19 protein-coding genes and 1 pseudogene are annotated in these 19,426 nt (G+C 69.5%); 8 read left to right on the top strand and 12 right to left on the bottom strand.

Features of this window, described 5'->3' with window-relative positions; all coding sequences use genetic code 11:
• Nucleotides 1–235 precede the first annotated feature (235 nt).
• The 8 genes and pseudogenes from HGN31_RS06070 to HGN31_RS06035 all read right to left on the bottom strand — a co-directional run bounded on the left by HGN31_RS06070 (nt 236) and on the right by HGN31_RS06035 (nt 10,651).
• Complete coding sequence (locus HGN31_RS06070; RefSeq protein WP_244961151.1) at nt 236–1,573, bottom strand: NAD(P)/FAD-dependent oxidoreductase; 1,338 nt, start codon at nt 1,571–1,573, stop codon at nt 236–238.
• On the bottom strand, nt 1,570–3,072 hold the full coding sequence (locus HGN31_RS06065) for an aldehyde dehydrogenase (RefSeq protein ID WP_168782647.1): 1,503 nt from the start codon (nt 3,070–3,072) through the stop codon (nt 1,570–1,572). The genes HGN31_RS06070 and HGN31_RS06065 overlap by 4 nt, the downstream gene beginning before the upstream one ends.
• On the bottom strand, nt 3,069–5,390 hold the full coding sequence (locus tag HGN31_RS06060; protein WP_168782646.1) for a molybdopterin-dependent oxidoreductase: 2,322 nt from the start codon (nt 5,388–5,390) through the stop codon (nt 3,069–3,071). Before HGN31_RS06060 ends, HGN31_RS06065 begins: the two co-directional genes overlap by 4 nt.
• Nucleotides 5,387–6,385, bottom strand: a complete 999-nt coding sequence (locus tag HGN31_RS06055; RefSeq protein WP_168782645.1) for an ABC transporter ATP-binding protein — start codon at nt 6,383–6,385, stop codon at nt 5,387–5,389. Before HGN31_RS06055 ends, HGN31_RS06060 begins: the two co-directional genes overlap by 4 nt.
• Nucleotides 6,382–7,353, bottom strand: a complete 972-nt coding sequence (locus tag HGN31_RS06050; protein WP_168782644.1) for an ABC transporter ATP-binding protein — start codon at nt 7,351–7,353, stop codon at nt 6,382–6,384. Before HGN31_RS06050 ends, HGN31_RS06055 begins: the two co-directional genes overlap by 4 nt.
• Nucleotides 7,350–8,213: an ABC transporter permease gene (locus tag HGN31_RS06045; protein WP_244961150.1), complete on the bottom strand. Its 864-nt coding sequence runs from the start codon at nt 8,211–8,213 to the stop codon at nt 7,350–7,352. The genes HGN31_RS06050 and HGN31_RS06045 overlap by 4 nt, the downstream gene beginning before the upstream one ends.
• Nucleotides 8,210–9,154: an ABC transporter permease gene (locus HGN31_RS06040; protein ID WP_211096344.1), complete on the bottom strand. Its 945-nt coding sequence runs from the start codon at nt 9,152–9,154 to the stop codon at nt 8,210–8,212. The genes HGN31_RS06045 and HGN31_RS06040 overlap by 4 nt, the downstream gene beginning before the upstream one ends.
• A gap of 58 nt (nt 9,155–9,212) precedes the next feature.
• A pseudogene (locus tag HGN31_RS06035) lies at nt 9,213–10,651 on the bottom strand (ABC transporter substrate-binding protein).
• Between the two features lie 230 nt (nt 10,652–10,881).
• Here HGN31_RS06035 and HGN31_RS06030 point away from each other — a divergent pair.
• Nucleotides 10,882–11,805: a LysR substrate-binding domain-containing protein gene (locus tag HGN31_RS06030; protein ID WP_168782643.1), complete on the top strand. Its 924-nt coding sequence runs from the start codon at nt 10,882–10,884 to the stop codon at nt 11,803–11,805.
• A gap of 220 nt (nt 11,806–12,025) precedes the next feature.
• On the opposite strand, the gene gph is transcribed toward HGN31_RS06030, so the two are convergent.
• On the bottom strand, nt 12,026–12,679 hold the full coding sequence (gene gph, locus HGN31_RS06025; protein ID WP_168782642.1) for a phosphoglycolate phosphatase: 654 nt from the start codon (nt 12,677–12,679) through the stop codon (nt 12,026–12,028).
• A 97-nt stretch (nt 12,680–12,776) separates the two neighbouring features.
• Entirely contained in the window at nt 12,777–13,142 is a 366-nt protein-coding gene (locus HGN31_RS06020) for a winged helix-turn-helix domain-containing protein (protein WP_036734904.1), read from the bottom strand.
• A 124-nt stretch (nt 13,143–13,266) separates the two neighbouring features.
• Here HGN31_RS06020 and HGN31_RS16660 point away from each other — a divergent pair, with 124 nt between their 5' ends.
• From HGN31_RS16660 to truA, 3 genes are read left to right on the top strand one after another with little or no spacing between them, the layout of a single operon-like run.
• On the top strand, nt 13,267–13,401 hold the full coding sequence (locus HGN31_RS16660; RefSeq protein ID WP_269429093.1) for a hypothetical protein: 135 nt from the start codon (nt 13,267–13,269) through the stop codon (nt 13,399–13,401).
• A complete protein-coding gene (locus HGN31_RS06015; RefSeq protein WP_168782641.1) occupies nt 13,401–14,378 on the top strand; it encodes a 5-bromo-4-chloroindolyl phosphate hydrolysis family protein in 978 nt (325 codons plus the stop codon). Before HGN31_RS16660 ends, HGN31_RS06015 begins: the two co-directional genes overlap by 1 nt.
• 2 nt (nt 14,379–14,380) lie before the next feature.
• Nucleotides 14,381–15,190 (top strand): tRNA pseudouridine(38-40) synthase TruA, encoded by an 810-nt coding sequence (truA, locus tag HGN31_RS06010; RefSeq protein ID WP_168782640.1) that lies wholly within the window; start codon nt 14,381–14,383, stop codon nt 15,188–15,190.
• Here the strand turns inward: truA and HGN31_RS06005 are convergent.
• Nucleotides 15,159–15,785, bottom strand: a complete 627-nt coding sequence (locus tag HGN31_RS06005; RefSeq protein WP_168783833.1) for a sugar transferase — start codon at nt 15,783–15,785, stop codon at nt 15,159–15,161. The two genes, truA and HGN31_RS06005, sit on opposite strands and share 32 nt — an antisense overlap.
• Before the next feature lie 295 nt (nt 15,786–16,080).
• Between HGN31_RS06005 and HGN31_RS06000 the strand changes: the two genes are divergently transcribed.
• The 4 genes from HGN31_RS06000 (at nt 16,081) to HGN31_RS05985 (ending at nt 18,502) form a co-directional block, all read left to right on the top strand.
• On the top strand, nt 16,081–16,536 hold the full coding sequence (locus HGN31_RS06000; RefSeq protein ID WP_036704707.1) for a universal stress protein: 456 nt from the start codon (nt 16,081–16,083) through the stop codon (nt 16,534–16,536).
• 81 nt (nt 16,537–16,617) lie between these two features.
• A complete protein-coding gene (locus HGN31_RS05995; protein WP_036734901.1) occupies nt 16,618–17,181 on the top strand; it encodes a NifU family protein in 564 nt (187 codons plus the stop codon).
• The gene (tsaB, locus tag HGN31_RS05990) at nt 17,174–17,803 is read left to right on the top strand and encodes a tRNA (adenosine(37)-N6)-threonylcarbamoyltransferase complex dimerization subunit type 1 TsaB (protein ID WP_168782639.1); all 630 of its coding nucleotides are present in this window, start codon (nt 17,174–17,176) and stop codon (nt 17,801–17,803) included. The genes HGN31_RS05995 and tsaB overlap by 8 nt, the downstream gene beginning before the upstream one ends.
• A 282-nt stretch (nt 17,804–18,085) precedes the next feature.
• Complete coding sequence (locus HGN31_RS05985; RefSeq protein ID WP_168782638.1) at nt 18,086–18,502, top strand: GNAT family N-acetyltransferase; 417 nt, start codon at nt 18,086–18,088, stop codon at nt 18,500–18,502.
• A 297-nt stretch (nt 18,503–18,799) separates the two neighbouring features.
• On the opposite strand, the gene HGN31_RS05980 is transcribed toward HGN31_RS05985, so the two are convergent.
• Nucleotides 18,800–19,123, bottom strand: coding sequence for a hypothetical protein (locus HGN31_RS05980; RefSeq protein WP_168782637.1), 324 nt, complete (start codon nt 19,121–19,123; stop codon nt 18,800–18,802).
• Nucleotides 19,124–19,426: the final 303 nt, after the last annotated feature.

Raw genomic sequence — 19,426 nt, 5'->3', positions numbered from 1 at the left:
GAACACATTTTGCTTACGGCAAAGTTGGCATACACCGATATCCTGTTCGATGGGGCCAACTCGAGTCGGTCGATTCCGCGCTCGCGAAGGACATAGCAGTCTTGAGATAGTGAAACGGGGCGCGAGTTGGGTCATGCCGAGAATGTAGGGAACGACGCTTGGGAGAGACGCACGTTCTGACACTCCCCGTCGCGCAGTTCCCGCATAGCTGTGTCCCACCAGTGTTAGATTGCCATCAATCAACCGCCGATCCTGAAAAGCGTGAAAATCGATACGGGTACGGATCGATACGCGGGGTTTGGCCAGTAATCAGGTCGGCCATCAGCTCGCCCGCCCCGGGCCCGATGCCGAAGCCGTGGCCCGAAAAGCCGGATGCAACGTACGCTCCGTCCAGCGCCTCCAGTCGGTCGATTACCGGCACGGCATCGGGGGTGACGTCAATCGCCCCCGCCCAGGCGGCCGTCATGCGCGCCTTGGCAAACGTCGGAAAGACCCGACTGGCGTTTGCCATCGCCTGCCGCAGGAACGCCGGCGACGGCTTAGGGTCCAGGATGCGCTCTGTCTCGAACACTGTCGGGCCATCCAAATCCCATCGTCGCGGGATGCGGAGGTCGTCCAAGAACGGCCGGCCAAAGCGTAGCTTGAACTCGCGCCAGTTGAGCCGCAACTGCGGCAGGAACTGCGCCATCAGGCGAAAGTTGTCGGGAAGGATGTCGGCGATGTTCGCGTTACGTAGGGTTAGGGTGTATTGCCCGTCGCGGCGGCGCCTGAACGAAAAATCTTCTGTCCCCAGAGGATGATCGGGCAAGCCACTGACGCCTTCAACCCGAGCGACGGTGCCGACCACCCTCAACGCCGGGAAGTCGATACCCATGTTTCCAGCAAAGAGGCGCGTCCACGCCCCGCCGCAGATCACCACCTGCGCGCAGTCGATGCGGCCGCGTTCGGTCACGACCCCGCTGACCCGACCGCCCGCCGTCTCGACCCCGCGCACGGCGCAGCCCGTCAGGATGCGCGCGCCCGCGCGGCGCGCTGCCTCGGCCATGGCCGGAACGGCGAGCCAAGGCTCAGCGCAGCCGTCGGAGGGCGACCATAGCGCCACGCGCGGCGCGCGCGCCAGCTGCGGAAGCCGCGCCGCGACCTCGGCGGGCGAGAGGAGCTGCGTCTCGACACCGGCACGCTGGCCGACCGCGTGCCAGTTCGTCCAGGTCGCCTCGTCGCGGCGGGTGAAGGCCATGTACATGATGCCGCTGCGCCGATAGCCGACCTCGGCGCCGATCCGTTCGGCCATGCCGCGCCACAGTTCGATGCTGCGAATGGCGAGCGGGATTTCTGCTTCGGCGCGGCCCATCTGGCGCACCCAGCCCCAGTTGCGGCTGGACTGTTCGCCTGCGATCATCCCCTTTTCGCACAGCGCCACGCTCACCCCGCGCGAGGCCAGTTCCAGCGCAGTCGAGACGCCGATGATGCCGCCGCCGATAACGGCAACCTCCACCTGCGCCGGCAGAGCGGCGTCACCAATGAACGGGGCGACCGGGACGCTGGTCGTGAGCGGCATATCGAGCGGGCTCATTGCAGCGCAATCCAGATGGTCTTGACCTGCTGGTACTGTTCCAGCGCTTCGGTGCCGTTGTCGCGGGCGAGTGAGCCGGATTTGCGATAACCCCCGAAGGGGGTAGCGATCGAGCCTTCGCTGAAGGTGTTGACCGACACCGTCCCGGCAGGTAGGCGCCGCGCGAGGGTCAGGGCACGGGTCACGTCGCGGGTGAACAGCGAGGCGTGCAACCCGTAGTCGGTGTCGCAGGCGATTCCCAGCGCCTCGTCGTCCGAGTCAGCGCGGATCACTCCGAGGACCGGGCCGAAGATCTCCTCGCGCGCTATGGTCATCGACGGGGCAAGGTTGCCGAATAGCGCCGGGGGGACGAAGAAGCCCTCGCCCGGCGGCGTGTCGGACTGGCCCATCAGCAGCTTCGCACCCTCGCGCACGCCGGTGCGGATGTAGCCCATGACGCGGTCGCGGTGCTCGGCCGTGACCATCGGCCCCATGCGCGTCGCCGGGTCGAGCGGGTCGCCCGGCACGATCTCTCGCGCACGGGCCAGCAGCGCCGCGAGGTATTCGTCATGGCGCGCGCCGTGCACGATCTGGCGCATGTTGGCCGAACAGTTCTGCCCACCGTTCCAAAACGCCGCGCTGATCGCCGCATCCAGCAGCCCGTCGCCGATCTCGGCGTCCTCGAGGACGAGGAGCGGGCTCTTGCCGCCGAGCTCAAGCCCGACCGGTTTCAGGTTGCTGTCGGCGGCATAGCGAAGCAGGTGCGCGCCGACCTCGGTCGAACCGGTGAAGGAGACCACGTCGATGTCCGAATGCAGGCCGATCGCGCGGCCGGTGACTTCGCCCGGCCCCGGCAGCACGTTCAGCACACCGTCCGGGATGCCGGCCTCGGCCGCCAGCGCGCCGAGGCGCAGCGAGGTCAATGGCGTCTGCTCGGCCGGCTTCAAGATGACGGAGCATCCGGCCGCCAGCGCCGGCGCGAGCTTCCAAGCAGCCATCAGCAGCGGAAAGTTCCACGGCACGATTAACCCGGCGACGCCGATCGGCTCGCGCACGATGACCGAGAACGCGGTCTCGCCGGTGGGGACGACCTTGCCGAAACTCTTGTCTACCAGCTGGCCGTACCACGCGAAGAAGCGCGGCACCTCATGCACTACCTCGTTTAGGCAGTCGGTGATGGTCTTGCCGCTGTCGAGGCTCTCAAGCACGGCGAGTTCCTCGCCGTGCTGGCGCAGCAGCGCAGCGAAGCGCTGCAGAACCTCGCCGCGATGCGCGGGATCGCAGCGCGACCAGCTGCCGCCGTCGAAGGCAGCGCGGGCGGCCTGTACGGCGACTTCGACCTCGGTCTGGCCGCAGACCGGAATCTCGGCCAGCACTGCGCCTGTGGCAGGGTTGAGCGTCGCCAGCGTCTCGCCGGACGCGGGCAGGACGTGCCGGCCGCCGATGAATGGGCGGGTCTCGATCGACACCCGGGTGGCGATGTCGCGGTAGTGGGCGGCGGTCGCTGCGGCGGCGGTCATACTGGCTCGTGCTCCGATGGCGGGATCAGGGTGGGCGGCTCGAATGCACGCACCGGCGGCGGCGGCGCTGACAGGCGGCGGATGGCGGCGACGGTGATCTGCCCGGTGCACCCCTGCGCGAGTCGCGAGGTGCCGGCGTCTACCGTCAACACGTTGGCGTTGCCGTGCGCGCAGAAGGCAAGGGCGCGTCCCTCGGGGTCGGGCTGAGGATCGAACCAGGCGCCCGTCTGTAGCTGCACCACCCCAGGCAACAACCCGTCGAACAGCGCGACGCCGGCGAGGCAGGCGCCCTGGGTGTTCTCGAGCCGGACCACGTCGCCGTCCATCACGCCCAACAGTGCCGCATCGTCTGGGTGGATGCGCACCCGCTCGCGCCCCGCGACCTTGTCCGCCACGCTGACCGGCCCGAAGTCGAGCTGGCTGTGCAGCCGCCCGGCGGGGGCGTTGGCGATGACTATGAACGGCGCCTCGGCCGTGGGCGGGCGGCGGTGCGGGCGCCAGGCCGGGTAGCCGGGGCAATCGTCGAGCCCGTGCGCCATGATCGTGGGCGAGGCGATCTCGATGCGGCCCGAAGGGGTGCGCAGCGGGTACGCCTTCGGGTCCGCGCGGTAGCGGGCGATAAAGCCGCCGTCGTCGGGCAGCAGCGGCAGCGTCAGCTCCCCCTTCGCCCAGAAGGCGTCGAAATCCGGCGCCTCGTGTCCTTGCGCCGCAAGGTCGTCCTGCGTCGCACGCCACAGCCGGCGCAGCCAGCCGTCGACGTTGAGCCCCTCGGTGAACGCATCCCGCCGGCCCATGACGTCGGCGATGTCGGCGAGGATCTCATGATCCGAGCGTGCCTCGCCGACCGGCGTCGCGACCTGCTTCATAGCGATCAGCCGCGGGTCGCTGCGGGTGGCGCCGAAGTCGTTGCGCTCGAGCGTCATCGAGGCCGGCAGGACGATGTCCGCCGCTCGCGCACTCGCGGTCCAGACGTTGTCGAGGACCACGATCGTATCGGGCTGCGCGAAGGCGCGAGCGAGGCGGGCGAGGTCCTGGTGGTGGTGGAATGGATTTCCGCCGGCCCAGACCACCATCGAGACGTCGGGGTAGGTCAGCGTCCGGCCGTCATAGTCGAACGGCTCACCTGGGTGCAGCAGCATGTCAGAGATGCGCGCAACCGGGATGAAGGCCGGGCAGGGGTTGCGACCCTGCGGCATGGTCGGGATTTCGACGGCCACGCGACGGCGGGCAGTGTGCCCCATGTTGCCGACCGCGTAGCCGTAGCCGCCTCCGGGCAGGCCAATATGCCCCGCAATCGCCGCCAGCGCGAGGGCCGCCCATAGCGGCTGCTCGCCAAACTCGGACCGCTGCATCGAGTGCGACAGCACGATCAGACTGCGGTGCGCGGCAAGGCGGGGCGCCAACTCGGCGATCAACGTGGCGGGCACGCCGGATATCGCCTCGGCCCACTCCGGCGTTTTGGGCGGGCCGTCGCGGTGGCCCAGCACCTCCTCCCGAAAGACTTCGAAGCCGGTTGTGAAGCGCTCGACAAAACAAGTGTCCACCAGCCCGCGGGTAATGAGAACGTGGGCCATCGCCAGCATGACGGCGGTGTCGGTTCCGGGCCGGGTCGGGTGCCAGACGGCGCCACAGTCGGCGGGCAGATCGTCGCGGATCGGGCCGAACAGGTGGAACTGCCCGCCGCGGCCGGCGAAGGCGCGCATCGAATCGTGTTCGACGTGCGCGCTAACGCCGCCGTTCCCGACGGCACTGTTTCGTAGCGCCATGCCGCCGAAGGACAGGATCAGCTCGCTGTCGTCGCGGATTTGGTCCCAGGTGACAGTATGGCGCGAGATCTGGTCGAACGGACCGATGATCTGCGGCAGCAGCATGGACGCTGCGCCGGCGCTATAGCTGTTGACCGACCGCACATAGCCACCCATCGCCACGTTCAGGAAGCGGTGCACTTGGCTCTGCGCGTGGTGGAAACGCCCGGCGCTGGCCCAGCCGTACGAGCCGCCATAGACGCCCTCGGGGCCGCGTGTCTCCCTCACGCGGGTGAACTCGGCCCCCGCCAGCGCGGCGGCGCGGTCCCATGCGACCTCAACGAAGGGCTCGTCCAGGGGACGCGGGCGCGGGCCGGGGCCGTCCGTCAGCCAAGACCGGCGCACGGCCGGGCGACGGATGCGCAGCGGGTGGTCGAGTGCCCCAATGAGGTTCTGGATTTGCGGCGACGGGTCGGGGTCGGCCGGATGCGGGGTGATGCGCAAGCCCCCGCTCGCGTCGCGGGCGACTTGGAAGGCGCCCCAGTGGGCGCTGTGCGGCAGAGCGTCGCTCATGCCGGGGGACCCTCGAGAAAGCGCTCCGCGTAGTGGCAGGCGGCGGTGCGGCCGAGCGCGACGCTGCGCAGCGCCGGCACCTCGGCGCGGCAGCGCTGGGTCGCGAACGGGCAGCGCGGGTGGAAGTGGCAGCCGGGTGGCGGGTCGACGGGCGAGGGTGGCTCGCCATCGGCCAGCATCGGTGGCTCCTCGCGTCCCGGGTCGGGGACGGGCGAGACCTGTCGCAGCAGCTGCGTGTAGGGGTGCAGCGGCTGGTCGAACAACGCGCGCGAGGCCGCGACCTCGATCACCCGGCCGAGATACATAACCGCCGTACGCTCGCAGAAATGGCGCACGACGCCGAGGTCGTGGCTGATGAACACGAACGAGATGCCGCGGCGCAGCTTGATGTCCTGCAGCAGGTTCAGGATCTGGGCCTGCACCGACACGTCGAGGGCCGAGACGGGCTCGTCGGCGACGATCAGCGCGGGTTCGAGCATCAACGCGCGGGCGATGCCGATGCGCTGCCGCTGGCCGCCTGAAAACTCATGCGGGAAGCGGCGGGCGAGGTCGGGGGCGAGGCCCACATCCTCGAGTGCCTGTGCGACGCGCGCGCCGACACCGTTGCCCGACGCGATGCCGTGCACGCGCAGCGGCTCGGCCAGCGCGTCGACAATGCGTTTGCGCGGCGACAGCGAGGCGCCGGAGTCTTGGAACACCATCTGCAGCCGCCGGCGCGTCTGCCGGAGCGCACGGGCGCCGAACTCGAGCAGCGGCCTGCCTTCGAACTCGACCCTGCCGGCGTCGGGCGGGGTCAGGCGCATGATGACTCGCGCCAGCGTGGACTTGCCGCAACCGGACTCGCCCACGATGCCGAGCGCCTCGCCGGCGCCGACGGTGAACGACACGCCGTCGAGCGCCACTAGCGTGCGCGAGCGCGGCACTGGCCAGCCCTCGCGCACCTGAAAGGTCTTGCGCAGGCCCTCGACCCGCAACACGTCGGGGACAGCGCTCATTCCCCGCCCTCCACGTGCAGCCAGCAGCGCACGGCATGGCCGCCCGAGGCGACGAGCGGCGGCTTGCGGTCGCAGACCGGCATCCGGTGCGGGCAGCGGTTTGCGAAGCGGCAGCCCTCGGCCAGTTCTGTCAGCGGCGGCACCCGGCCGGCGATCGCTTCTAGAGGGCCACTGTCGAAATCGACTCGCGGCAGCGACGCCAGCAGCGCCTGCGTGTAGGGGTGCAGGGGGGCGGCGAAGAGTTCGGCCACCGGCGCGCATTCCACGAGATCGCCGCCGTAGAGGACCACCACCCTCCGCGCCGTCGAGGCGACGATGCCGAGATTGTGGGTGATGAGCATGATTCCCATGCCACGCTCAGCCTGCACTGAGGCGAGCAGGTCGAGGATCTGGCGCTGCACGGTGACGTCGAGTGCCGTGGTCGGCTCGTCCGCGATCAGCACCTGCGGGTTGCAGGCGATGGCCATGGCGATCATCACCCGCTGGCGCATTCCGCCCGAGAACTGGTGCGGATAGGCGCCGAGGCGGGCCGCAGCCGAGGGGATGCGCACCCGCTCCATCAGCGCCAGGGCGCGGACCATCGCGTCGCGCGCCGACAAGCCGAGATGGTCGCGGATCGGCTCGGCGATCTGCTCGCCCACGGTCAAGACCGGGTTCAGCGACGACATCGGGTCCTGGAAAATCATCCCGATGCGGGCGCCGCGCACTGCCTCCCACTCGGCGTCGGACAGCGCTTCCACACGCTTGCCGTCGATGGCAATGCTTCCCTCGGCCCGGCGCGCGACAGGCGGCAGCAGTCCGAGGATGGTCATCGCCAGCAGGCTCTTTCCGCAGCCGCTCTCGCCGACAACCGCAAGTGTCTCGTCTGGGAAAATGGTTAGGTCGATGTCGCGCAGCGCATCGTGCCAGCGGCCCGTGATGCGCAGCGCCGTACGAAGGCCGCGCACCTGGAGTGCAGGGGCAGTCACGAGGCGCTCCGCGGGTCGGCCGCGTCCCGCAGGCCGTCGCCGAGGATGTTTAGGCCGATCATCAGCACGAAGATGGCGAGCGAGGGCCACAGCGTCAGGCCGGGCAACTGCAGCAGGTTGTCGAAGCCGGCGCGCACGAGGCCGCCTAGCGTCGCGGTGGGTGGCGGGGCACCGAGGCCGATGAACGACAGCGACGCCTCGGTCCGCACCGCAGTCGCCATCCATAGCGTCGCGACCACCAGCAACTCGCTCTGCGTTTCGGGCAGCAGGTGGCGGAACATGATGCGCGCGTTGCTGTAGCCAAGGACGCGGCACGCATCGACGTATTCGCGCTCGCGCAGCGACAGCGCCTCGGCGCGGGCCATGCGGTAAAACGCAGGGAACGCGGTTACCGCCAGCGCGATGATGAGGTTGACGACCCCCGGCCCCAGCAGCGCGACGATGATGATGCCGGCGACCAGTTGCGGGATACTCATCAGCACGTCGTTAAGCGCGCTGAGGCCGCGGTCGATCCAGCCGCCCTGGAACCCCGACAGGATCCCGACGGCGACACCGAGCACTGCTGCCAGCGCCGTCGACGCGACCGCCACGATCATCGACAGCCGCAGCCCGTAGAGGATGCGCGAGAATGTGTCGCGGCCGAAGTTGTCGGTACCCAGCCAGTGTTCTGCGCTTGGCCCCTTGAGGCGCGCCAACATGTCCTGGGCGATCGGGTCGTGCGTGGCAAGCAGCGGCGCCGCGGCGGCAGCGCCGACCAGCAGCGCCATCAGGGCGAGGCCCAGGACGATTTCGGGGCTGCGCCACTTCCGCGCCGGGCGGGCGAGCGGCATGGCGGGGGTCGGGGCGGTAATGTGGCTCATGCGGTCTTCACCCGCGGGTCGATGAGGCCATAGGTGAGGTCGGTGGCGGCGTTGATAACCACAACGAGCACAGCATAGGCGATAGTCAGCCCCTGCAGCAGGGTGTAGTCGCGCCGCTCGATGGCGCTGACCACCAGCTTGCCGAGGCCGGGGCGGTTGAACACGATCTCTGTCAGGACCGAGTTGCCGATCAGGACGCTGAAATAGAGGCCGGTGAAGGTGACAATCCCCAGCAGCACGTTCCTCAGCGCGTGCTTCCAGACGACGCGGCGGGCGGGCACGCCCTTGGCGCGGGCGGTGCGGATGTAATCCTCGCCCAAAGAGCGCAACATGCCGTTGCGGGTCACGCGAGCGACGTAGGCCATCATCACCAGCCCGAGGTTGATCGCCGGCAGCGCGACTGACTGGAAGTGCCCCGGCACGTCGGTCCACGGCTTGCCGGCCGAGATGACCGGAAACCACTTCAGGTGCAGCGCGAACACCAGCAGCATCAGCACCGCCGACACGAAGGCCGGGATCGACAGGCCGACCAGCGTCAGGGTGCGGATCGCCCAGTCCACCCAGCCGCCCGGGCGCCGCGCTGCGACAACGCCAAGAGGCACACCCAGCACCAGTCCGACCGCGACGCCGCAGATCGTTAGCTCGAGCGTGTAGGGCAAAACCTGTAGGATGCTGGTCAGAACTGGTTGGCCCGTGATCATCGACACGCCGAGCCGCCCGCGCACCGCGTCCGTCATGAATTGGACGAACTGTACTAGGACCGGCTGGTCGAGACCGTTGTCGGCGCGGAACTTAGCCAACGCTTCTGCGGTGGCCTGGTCTCCGAGGATGACGATGGCTGGGTCGCCCGGCACAATACGCACGAGCACGAAAACCAGCGCCAGCGCCGCGAGAATCGTGGGTAGTGCTGTCAGCAGGCGTGAGACGATGAGACGCGTCAAGGCATGGTCCATCAATGAGCGGGCGCAGCGCTGCACGCGGCCGCGCCCGGATAGGGGGTCAGTTCCCGGTGACTGTCGTCTGCTCGGTGATGATCGGCCCGAGGTGCATCGCCGCCTCCAACGTGTAGCCATAATTGACAGTGTCGCGGTGGGCGTAGGTGATCAGCTGCTGGAACAGCGGCACAGCACAGACCTCGTCGATGATCTTCTTCTGCGCATCCGACCACAGCTGCAGCTGCTTTTGCGGGTCACGCTCGGCACGCGCCGCCTCGATGTCGGCGTCCGCCACCCTGCAATGCGAGAAGTTGACCACTGCCTTCGGCGTCGTCACGGTTGAGGGGCTGTAGAAGAACTGCGTAAGGAACACATCCGCGATTGGGAAGCGTGCGGCAGAGTAGTAGACCAGCTGCGACAGGTCCTTGCGAATGTTGGCGTGGAAGGTCTGGTGATCGACCACGTCCAGTTCGACCTTGATGTTTGCCTTGGCTAACTGCGACTGGAGCAACTGTGCGACCGACAGCATCGAGGGGAGCGATGTCTGGACCATCTTCAGTGTGACGCCGTCCGGGAAGCCCGCCTCGGCCAGCTTTGCCTTGGCGCCCTCGACATCGCCCGTGCCGTACAGGATGTGCGAGCCGTCCCAACCAAGGTTGCCTTCCGGGATCACTGAGGTTGCCGGCCGCGCTAGCGTCTCGCCGACCAACAGCGGGTATTCATCCCGGTTGACCGCCATCGCCACCGCCTGCCGCACCGCAAGGTTGTCGAGCGGCGGTGAACTCTCGTTCAGATGCAGCTGCTGCAGCTCGGCTGGGCGCATGACGTCGACGACAGCGTGCTCGACGCCTCGGGTGGACTTGATCCACTCCTCGTCCTGGCGACCATACATGATCTCGAGTTCGCCCGACTGGAAGGCGAGATCGCGTGCGCTGTCCGAGGGGATGTAGCGTACAACCACTTTGTCAACCTTGGGCGCGCCTCGGAAGTAGTCGGGGTTGGCGACGAAAGTGACGTTGTCCTGAGCGGTGTAGCTGTCGAACATGAACGGCCCGGTACCGACCGGGTTCGACTTGAAGCCCTCGCCCAACTCCTCGACCGCCTTGCGACTGAGTATGTTGCCTCCGTGGTAGTTTGCGACGAGGCCCAGCAGCGAGGGCACCGGGTTCTTCAGCGTGATCTTTACCGTCAGGGGGTCCACTGCCTCAACCTTCTCGATGGCCGCGTAGTCCGATGAGAACGCCGAAGTGTCGGCGTTTCCGGCACGCTGCAGCGAGAACACGACGTCGTCGGCGGTCAGCTCTCCGTAGCCCTTGTGGAATTGACCCCCTTGCGCAGATGAAAGGTCCAGACCAGCCCGTCCTCGCTGTTTTCCCACGATTCGGCCAAGTCCGGCTCGAGCTTCGAGATGTCGTCCGAACCGGGAGGGAAGCGTACGAGGCCATTGTAAAGCCACCCTGTCAGCGGTTTGTCGGGCGTCGCAGTGGCCCGGTAGGGATCCATAGTCGACAGATCCGGGGCGGCGACACCGTAGTGGATCGTGCCCGCGGCCAGCCCGGGCGCCGCATGCAGCATGAAGCCTGCGGCGACGAGGGCGATGAGGGAGGTCGTGCGCTGCATCCTGGAGCTCCTGCGAGGAATTAACAGGCTAGGTGATAATCTGTCACAGCAGGCTTGTTCGGATTATAGCTTCAGTCAATTATCAATAAATGCATCCAGTTTGCAGGAAAGTCATGCTGAGACAGCGCTCGCTAGAAGTATTTGAGAAAGTCATGCGCTATGCCTCGGCGTCGGACGCCGCGCGCGAGATGAACATCTCGGCCTCCGCGGTGAGCCGGCACCTGCGCGAGCTTGAACTAACGACCGGGCTGCAGCTGTTCGCCCGTACCGGCAATAGCTTGACCCCGACCGCGCAGGCGTTTCATCTTCTGGCGGAGGTCGAGCGCGCGTTCGTCGGCCTGCGCGACATCGAGGGGCGCCTTGGCCAGATAGCCCGGGGCGTCCGGCAGCGCATGATCATCGGTGCCATGCCGGTTCTTTCCACCGGGATCATGCCCGACGTGATGGCAGGTCTTGCCCGTCGGGATGACGAATTCACGGTCGAACTGCAGACCGCTCGGACCTCAAACATCGTTCCTCGGGTGATGGGCGGGGTCTACGATGCGGGCGCTATTGCTCTGTTCCACGTCACCACCGACCTGCAAGTAGTCTGGAAGCACGCCTTTCCCTACTATTGCATCCTGCCTGCCGATGACTCGTTACTCGCGCGGCGAGACGAGATCGTTCCCGCCGATCTGGCCGGGCAGACTTTGATCAGCTTTGCGGCCAACACCACAACGGGGTCCCAACTGGACCGGCTGTTCGCCGACCTCCCGCGACCCCCTCTCATCCGGTTCTGGGTTCACATGTCGGCCGCCGCGTCGGAAATGGTGCTGCGGGGGCTTGGCGTCTCAATCGTCGACCCGTTTGCCGCGCTGCATCACGCCCGCCGGGGTGGCGTGGTCCGGCGGTTCATGTCGCCGGCCGCCTTCACGGTCGGCATGGTGACCCGCTCTGGCGCGGAGCATTCCATTTATCAGCGGGCTCTCGTGGCGGAGCTGAACGAGCTGTCATCGCGCCTTGAAAGCACGGAGAACGGATTGAAAAGTGTCTTGTAGCCGGCCGCTCCGGTCAACGACGTCCCACATCGGGATTACCAAGTAAGACAGCGGACGCTTCCCTCGGGATCTTCACAGAGTCCCATGATGAAATAGTGAGGTCGGTGACTTGGCCGCAGAGTGAAGGCGGCTTCGCTGGTAACATAGACCTGCCTGGTCGGCGTAGTTTGCGAGCCCATGATCAAAGAATGCGGCCAGAAATGCGCGTTCGTCCCCCCGTTCACCCACCCAGCGCATCCCGCACCAGACCCGGCAACTCCGACCAGTCGTCGAAGGTGGCGTCGGGCGCGATCTCCTCGACGCTGTGGCTGCGGTAGCCGCCGGTGTAGAGCAGCACCGGCAGCCCGGCGGCGCGCGCCGCCTGCGCATCGGCGCGGCTGTCCCCGACCATCACGGCGGGCCCGCCGCCCAGGCGACGGACGACCTCGCGCAGCCCCTCGGGCGCGGGCTTGCGGCCGAAGCGCGTGTCGCCGCCCACCAGCGCATCGAAGCGCCCCGAGAGGCCGAGCGCCGCAACGAGCGCTTCGGCCAGGCGCTGCGGCTTGTTGGTGCAGATGCCCAGCCGCGATCCCGCGCCGGACACGGCGTCGAGCGCGTCGAGAACGCGGGGGTAGGGTCGGGTGAGCCGGCAGACCTCGGCCCCGTAGCGGGTCAGATAGTCCCGGTGCCAGTCGTCGAAGCCCGCGTCGTCGGCGCCCACCGCCGCCATCGTGCGCCGCACCAGCATCGGCACCCCGTCGCCGACGAAGCCCCGCACTTGGTCCAGCGACAGCGGCGCCTGACCGCGCGCCGCCAGCACCCGGTTCATCGCCGCGTGCATGTCGGGTGCGCTGTCCACCAGCGTCCCGTCGAGATCGAAGACCACGGCGCTCATGTCGGCCGAACGCGCCTACCGAGAGCGAGCGCGGGGCTCTGCACGGGGCCGGCGTTTGCATGGGTGCTGCGCCCAGCGGCCGGGGAGACGCGTTCCATTACGCCTCCTGCCCTCGCAGCAGCGCCTTGAGCGCCGCGACCGAGGGGGCGGCGGCGGCGGACGCGTCCGCCTCGATCCGGCGGTAGAGGGCGAGGACGCGCTGCCCGGTTTCGGTCAGTGTCGCCCCGCCGCCGCCCGGCCCGCCGCGGGCGCTGTCCACGAGCGGGGCCTCGAACATCGCGTTCATCGTCTCGACCAACGACCAGGCGCGCTTGTAGCTCATCCCCATCGCGCGCCCGGCCGCCGAGATCGAGCCGGTGCGGTCGATCCCCGCCAGCAGCGCGGCCTTGCCCGGCCCCAGCATCGCGTCGGGGGCAAGGTAGAGGCGCAGGAAGAGTTCGGGGCGCAGATGCGGGTCGGCCATGCCCGATCATCGCCCGCCCGGCGCGGCGCGGCAACCGGGGCCGGCACCGCAATCCAGACCTGCCGCGGGGTCGGTGCCCTTTTCCCCACCCCGCCGATCCCCCATATTCGCAGCGCACCGGCCGATGGCCGGAGGGTTGCCCGGCCGGGCGGCCCGAGCCGCAAGGAAAGGTCCGCCGATGTCCCGTCGCGCCATGCAGCGCCTGTCGTTCTTCCTGCTGATGGGCGTCACGCTCTACGCCTCGCTGGGGCTGGGCTGATGGCGCGTCGGTTCGGCGGCCCGCACTCGCCCGTCCCGGGGCAGACCGGCGGCGCTTTGCCTCGCCCGCCCGAGCGGTTGCGCCACCCCTACGAGTCGCGCACCTCGTGGGTGACGGCGATGGCCACGCCCTTCCTGCTCGCCGCGCCGTTCCACGACCCGGTCGGCATGGCCGCGAACCTCGCCGCCTTCGGGATCACCGCGGGGGCGATGTGGCTCACGCGAGAAGGGCTGCAGGCCGAGGCCGCCTATGACGCCCGCCGCGTGGCGCGGCGGCCGGCGATCCCGCGCAAGCTCTTCGGCGGCATCCTGACCGGGCTCGGCCTTGCCGTGGGCGTCGCCGAGCCGGGCAGCTTCGCGCCGGCGGCGGTGACGGGGGTGACGGGGGCGATCCTGCACTGGCTCGCCTTCGGCCCCGATCCGATGACCGACAAGGGGATGGAGGGGGTGGACGCCTTCCAGCAGGACCGCGCCGCGCGCATGGTCGAGGCGGCCGAGGCGAACCTGCGCGCCATGTCGCAGGCGATCCTGCGGACCGGCGACCGGCGGCTCGAGGCGCGGGTGGGGCTCTTCGCGGCCACCGCCCGGCAGCTCTTCGAGCAGGTCGAGCAGAACCCCGGCGGGCTCGCGCCGGCGCGGCGCTATCTCGGCGTCTATCTCGAGGGGGCGCGCGACGCGACGATCAAGTTCGCCGACCTCTATGCCCAGACCCGCGACCCGCGGGCGCTGGCGGATTACGAGGCGCTGCTGGCCGATCTCGAGGCGAGCTTCTCGGCCTTGGCCCAGCGGCTGCACGAGGGCGGGCGCACCGACATGGACATCGAGATCGAGGTGCTGCGCGACCGGCTGGCCCGCGAGGGCGTCCGCCCCGCGCCCGACGCCCCCGACCGCCCCGCGCTTGAGGCGCGGTCCGAGCCCACCGCCGCCGAGACCTTCGGCCAGAAGCTGCGCGAGAGCCTGCGCGACCGCTCGCGCTGACCATGCCGCGGTTCGCGCTGTGGATCGAATATGACGGCGGGCCGTTCGCGGGCTGGCAGGCGCAGGCCGACCAGCCCTCGGTGCAGGGCGCGCTCGAGGCGGCGCTGGCGAGGCTCGACCCTGGCTTCGCGGCCGGGGCGCGGGTGGCGGCGGCCGGGCGCACCGATGCGGGCGTCCACGCCACGGCGCAGGTCGCCCACGCGGACCTGCGGCGCGACTGGGACCCGTTCCGGCTTTCCGAGGCGCTGAACTGGCACCTGAAGCCCGCCCCGGTCGCAGTGCTGGCGGCGGCGCGGGTGTCGGACGAGTTTCACGCGCGGTTCTCCGCCACCGGGCGGCGCTATCTCTTCCGCCTGCTTTCGCGGCGCGCGCCGGCCACCCATGACCGCGGGCGGGTCTGGCAGGTGACGCATCCGCTGGACCTTGCGGCGATGCAGGCGGGGGCGGCGCATCTGCTCGGGCGGCACGATTTCACCACCTTCCGCTCGACCATGTGCCAGGCGGCTAGCCCCATCAAGACGCTCGACCGGATCGAGATCACCGCCCATCCCGTGCCGCGCGGGACCGAATACCGCTTCCACCTCGCCGCGCGGTCCTTCCTGCACAACCAGGTGCGGTCGATCGTCGGCACGCTCGAACGGGTGGGGCAGGGGGCGTGGGCGCCCGCGCGAGTGGCCGCGGCGCTCGCCGCGCGCGACCGGGCGGCCTGCGGGCCGGTCTGCCCGCCCTCGGGACTGTATCTGAGCGGGGTGGACTACCCCGACGACCCTTTCGCCGGGATCAGCGACGCCGGACCCAGCCCGGGCGGATGACGGTCATCACCGTGTTGGCGATGATCCAGAGATCCAGCCCCAGCGTCCGCCGCCGCTGGTAGATGCGGTCGAGCCGCAGCTTGGTCGGGATGCAGCGGCGGTAATAGGCGGCCTCGGTCGCCTCGGCCGTGTGGCACTTGGCGAGGATGCGGTCCTCGTGGGCGTGATAGATCAGCGTCGCGAGGCCGGTGACGCCGGGCCGCGTCCGCAGCACCTCGGAATAGCGGCGCGGGAAGCGCTCGACATATTCGCGCAGCGGCGGGCGCGGGCCGACGAAGCTCATGTCGCCGCGCAGGATGTTGAAGAGCTGCGGCAGTTCGTCGATCCGGGTGCGCCGCAGGAACTTGCCCAGCCGGGTGATCCGCCACGCCTTGTGGGCGCCGGTCGCCCCCGCGTCCTCGTCCACCTGCGCCATGGTGCGGAACTTGATGAGGTTGAAGGCCTCGCCCGGGGCGCGCATCCGCTCGGACACGTAGAAGATCGGCCGCCCCTCGTAGATGGCGAGGATCGTGGCCACGGCCAGCATCACCACCGACAGCGGGATCAGCAGCAGCAGCGCCAAGACGATGTCGAACAACCGCTTCGACCAGGTCATGCCGGCGCGGTGATCGGCGACCCAGTCCTCTGGGCACACGCCGGGGCGGACGGGACGCATCCCGACCGCTTCGGTCGCATTCCAGTCATGATGGATCGTCACGCGTCCAGACTCCCGGCCGGTTAACGGGCGATTAACACAGAGGCACGCCAATGAAAACGCGACGCGCACCGAATTGTTCGTGACCCTTGCGCGGCTGGGGCGCATTTGTCACGCTGTCGGGCCGGCCTGTCGCCCGGCGCGCCACCGCGCGCCCCCGGCAGGCAGGCGGATAACGGCGGGGAGTGGTCGGGCGATGCGCAAGTTTCTGGTGGTGCTGGACGACAGCAAGGAATGCCTGAACGCGATCCGCTATGCGGCCCTTCGTGCGGCCTCGACCGCGGGCGGGGTGCAGGTCCTGTCGGTGATCCCGGCCGCCGAGATCCAGCACGGCTTCGGCGTGGCCGAGGTCATGCGCGCCGAGGCCCGCGACCGGATCGAGGCGCAGTTCGAGGTCTACGCCAAGTGGATGCGCGACCGCCCCGGGATCGAGCCCGAGCTGGTGGTGCGCGAGGGCGACCCGGGGGGCGAGCTGCTGGCCCAGATCGCTGACGACGCCGACATCGGGGTGGTGGTGCTGGCCGCCGCCTCGGGCAGCGGCGGGCCGGGGCCGCTGATCACCCGGCTGATGCGCGACCTTGCCCTTCTGCCCTGTCCGCTGACCATCGTGCCCGGCGACATCACCCGCGAGCGGCTGGAAGAGATCACCTGACGGCAACCCGGCCTGCCGCTGCTGCGGGCTTGACGAAGCCGGGTGCGGGCAACCATATCGGTCAGGCATGAGGAGCCGCCGATGTTCATCCAGACCGAGACCACGCCGAACCCCGCGACGCTGAAGTTCCTGCCCGGCGAGACGGTGCTGGCCTCCGGCACCGCCGACTTTCCCGCGGCCACCGCGGCGGGCACCAGCCCGCTGGCGCGCCGCATCTTTGCCGTGCCCGGTGTGACCGGCGTGTTCCTCGGGTCCGACTTCGTGACCGTGACCAAGGGTGACGCGGCGATCTGGGACCAGATCAAGCCGTCGATCCTCGGCGCGATCATGGACCATTTCCAGTCCGGTGAGCCGGCGCTCGAGACCGGCGCCGCCCCGGCCGCCGGCGGCCACGCGACCCACGACGGGCCGGACGCCGAGATCGTGAGCCAGATCAAGGAATTGCTCGACACCCGGGTGCGGCCTGCGGTCGCCCAGGACGGCGGTGACATCACCTTCCACGGCTTCGACCGGGGGGTGGTCTATCTGCACATGCAGGGCGCCTGCGCCGGCTGCCCGTCCTCGACCCTGACGCTGAAGATGGGGATCGAGAACCTGCTGCGTCACTATATCCCCGAGGTGACCGAGGTCCGTCCGGTTGCCTGACGCCGGCCCTCTCGTCCTGGGGTTCGACACATCGGCCGCGCATTGCGCGGCCGCCGTCGTCTCGGGCGGGGGCGTTCTGGGCGACGGCGCCGGGGTGCAGGTCCTCGCTTCCCGCACCCTGCCGATGACCCGCGGCCAGGCCGAGGCGCTGATGCCGCTGCTCGAGGCGGTGCTGCGCGAGGCCGGCGTCGACTGGTCCGCCCTCTCCGCGATCGGCGTGGGGGTGGGGCCGGGCAACTTCACCGGCATCCGCATCTCGGTCGCGGCCGCGAGGGGGCTGGCGCTGGCGCTGAAGGTGCCCGCCATCGGCGTCACCGCCACCGAGGCCGCCGCCGCCGGTCATCCCCGCCCCTGCCGCGCGGTCGTCCCGCTGCGCGGCGACGAGATGGTGTGGGAGGATTTCGGCACAACGCCGGGCGCCGGCGCTGCGCTGGCCCAGCCCGGGACGCTTCCGCCGGGGCCGGCGGCGCTGACGCCGCCCTGGTCGCTGCCCGTGGGCATCGCCCTCATCGCCGCCGGGCGCCTGGCCCAGGGTGCGCCGCTGCCCCGGCCGGCGCCGCTGTATCTGCGCCCCGCAGACGCCGCCCCACCGCGCGACGCGCCGCCGGTGTTGCTCGCGTGACCGGGAGGGTGGTTTGGGGGGCCAAGCGCGGTCGGTGGAGCGTGTGCAGGCCGCTGCGCTGGGGGCGGCTGCCTTGTTGGGATTTGCGCGGGGCGCAGCGACTGCCTCGGTATCAGCGGGCCCGGGCTTCGGCGGGGACCGTGCAGACGGCGAGTTGTGCGCCGTGATCGGTCGTGTGCGCAGCCCCGTGGGGGCGCTGCGTCCAGTTAGCGACTGCTCGACGCGAATTGTCGGCGCTCAGCAATGGGTTTCCCCAGCGTGCTCTCAGCGATCAATCCTCGCATGACCCCTGAAGACCTTACCCGGCTGCACGCCCAATGTTTCACGCGCCCCCGGCCATGGAGCGCGACCGAGTTCCGCAACCTGTCCGCTGCGCCGGGGTCACTGCTCCTGACGGACCGCGCCGCCTTCCTCCTCGGACGGGTGATCGGGCCCGAGGCGGAACTCCTCACCCTCGCCGTGGACCCCGCCATGCGCCGGCGAGGTCAGGGCCGCGCCCTCGTCACCCGCTTCCTCGCCGCCGCCCGCGCGCAAGGGGCGGAAACGGCCTTCCTCGAGGTCGCCGCCGACAACACCGCCGCAATTGCTCTCTATGCAGCGACGGGCTGGACCGAGGCGGGCCGCCGCCGCGGCTATTATGGCGACGGGATCGATGCGCTGGTCCTGCAGCACCGCCTGACACGGTGCGGTTCAAGCTGAGGAAATGTGCGTTGCTGCGCCTGCGGCCCGCAAGTCTCGAGCGACCGGTAAGGCGGTAAGGCGTTCACCAAAACGTCGTGCGAGGTTTCGCAGCGCCGCCAACCGCGTCGCCATGACTGCTGGACTGCGCGCCGGCATGACTGCAGGTGACCGCGACTCGCCAAGATGGCCAGAAAATAAAAGGCGTCGCCGCCTGAACGACCGCTGATCACCCCACTTTCAGGCTCGAGCCCTTTGCCGCGGAGCACTGCTCAATGCACTGGCTCCTGCCTCCCTCGCTATACCCGTAACACTTTGTCATTCCATTCGCCTCGCCCGCGACTGGGCGTCTGCGCTGCGCTGCAGGGAGCGAAGCTCGCTGATCGCCTCCGCTCGGCCAAAGGCCTGCGCAGCGGCCGCCCGGGCCGCGTCGACTGCAGGCTGCATCCGGGCCAGCGCGCCCTCTGCGCGGTGAACCTCATCGGCCCTGTAGGCGACGAGGGCCGTGGTCAGCCGCCACTGGTCCACCGAGTCCGCGACGGGCGCCCCGATCGCGGCGGCGAGTTCCGCGCGGATCGCTTCGACGTGAACGCGCAACGCGTCGGACTGCGCCCGGCAGGCGGCATAGCGGCGCAGTTCCATGTCAGCCCGCGCCCGCGCGATCCGCGCGAGCTGCCCCAGCTGCTCTGCTTTCGCTCTCATGCGCGGGCCCCGGTTCCGCCAGAGGGCCCCGTCACAGATTGGCGTTCTCGCGAACCGCTTGCATCCGCGGGACCGCGCAACGGGCGGTCCGGCACGGAAACCCTCGCGCGTGTCGCCCCACCCGACACAGACCACCCGATCGCTCCGCAGCGGCTGTCCCTGCCGCTCCCGGGCCACCCGCCTTCCCCGCCCGGGTCCTGCCTTCCGGCACCCCACCCGCTGTGGCCCTTCGTGCCCGCGTTG

This window comes from Paracoccus sanguinis (assembly GCF_012689545.1).
Lineage (GTDB): Bacteria > Pseudomonadota > Alphaproteobacteria > Rhodobacterales > Rhodobacteraceae > Paracoccus > Paracoccus panacisoli.
Note: the sequence above shows the minus strand (reverse complement) of the source record. Positions and strands in the feature narration are given on the sequence as shown.

Bases quoted from the DNA above. Each gene is read 5' to 3' on its own strand.
- HGN31_RS06070 (WP_244961151.1), bottom strand. From the start codon at position 1,573: ATGAGCCCGCTCGATATGCCGCTCACGACCAGCGTCCCGGTCGCCCCG.
- HGN31_RS06065 (WP_168782647.1), bottom strand. From the start codon at position 3,072: ATGACCGCCGCCGCAGCGACCGCCGCCCACTACCGCGACATCGCCACC.
- HGN31_RS06060 (WP_168782646.1), bottom strand. From the start codon at position 5,390: ATGAGCGACGCTCTGCCGCACAGCGCCCACTGGGGCGCCTTCCAAGTC.
- HGN31_RS06055 (WP_168782645.1), bottom strand. From the start codon at position 6,385: ATGAGCGCTGTCCCCGACGTGTTGCGGGTCGAGGGCCTGCGCAAGACC.
- HGN31_RS06045 (WP_244961150.1), bottom strand. From the start codon at position 8,213: ATGAGCCACATTACCGCCCCGACCCCCGCCATGCCGCTCGCCCGCCCG.
- HGN31_RS06030 (WP_168782643.1), top strand. From the start codon at position 10,882: ATGCTGAGACAGCGCTCGCTAGAAGTATTTGAGAAAGTCATGCGCTAT.
- gph (WP_168782642.1), bottom strand. From the start codon at position 12,679: ATGAGCGCCGTGGTCTTCGATCTCGACGGGACGCTGGTGGACAGCGCA.
- HGN31_RS06020 (WP_036734904.1), bottom strand. From the start codon at position 13,142: ATGGCCGACCCGCATCTGCGCCCCGAACTCTTCCTGCGCCTCTACCTT.
- HGN31_RS16660 (WP_269429093.1), top strand. From the start codon at position 13,267: ATGGCCGGAGGGTTGCCCGGCCGGGCGGCCCGAGCCGCAAGGAAAGGT.
- HGN31_RS06015 (WP_168782641.1), top strand. From the start codon at position 13,401: ATGGCGCGTCGGTTCGGCGGCCCGCACTCGCCCGTCCCGGGGCAGACC.
- truA (WP_168782640.1), top strand. From the start codon at position 14,381: ATGCCGCGGTTCGCGCTGTGGATCGAATATGACGGCGGGCCGTTCGCG.
- HGN31_RS06005 (WP_168783833.1), bottom strand. From the start codon at position 15,785: ATGACCTGGTCGAAGCGGTTGTTCGACATCGTCTTGGCGCTGCTGCTG.
- HGN31_RS06000 (WP_036704707.1), top strand. From the start codon at position 16,081: ATGCGCAAGTTTCTGGTGGTGCTGGACGACAGCAAGGAATGCCTGAAC.
- HGN31_RS05995 (WP_036734901.1), top strand. From the start codon at position 16,618: ATGTTCATCCAGACCGAGACCACGCCGAACCCCGCGACGCTGAAGTTC.
- HGN31_RS05985 (WP_168782638.1), top strand. From the start codon at position 18,086: ATGACCCCTGAAGACCTTACCCGGCTGCACGCCCAATGTTTCACGCGC.
- HGN31_RS05980 (WP_168782637.1), bottom strand. From the start codon at position 19,123: ATGGAACTGCGCCGCTATGCCGCCTGCCGGGCGCAGTCCGACGCGTTG.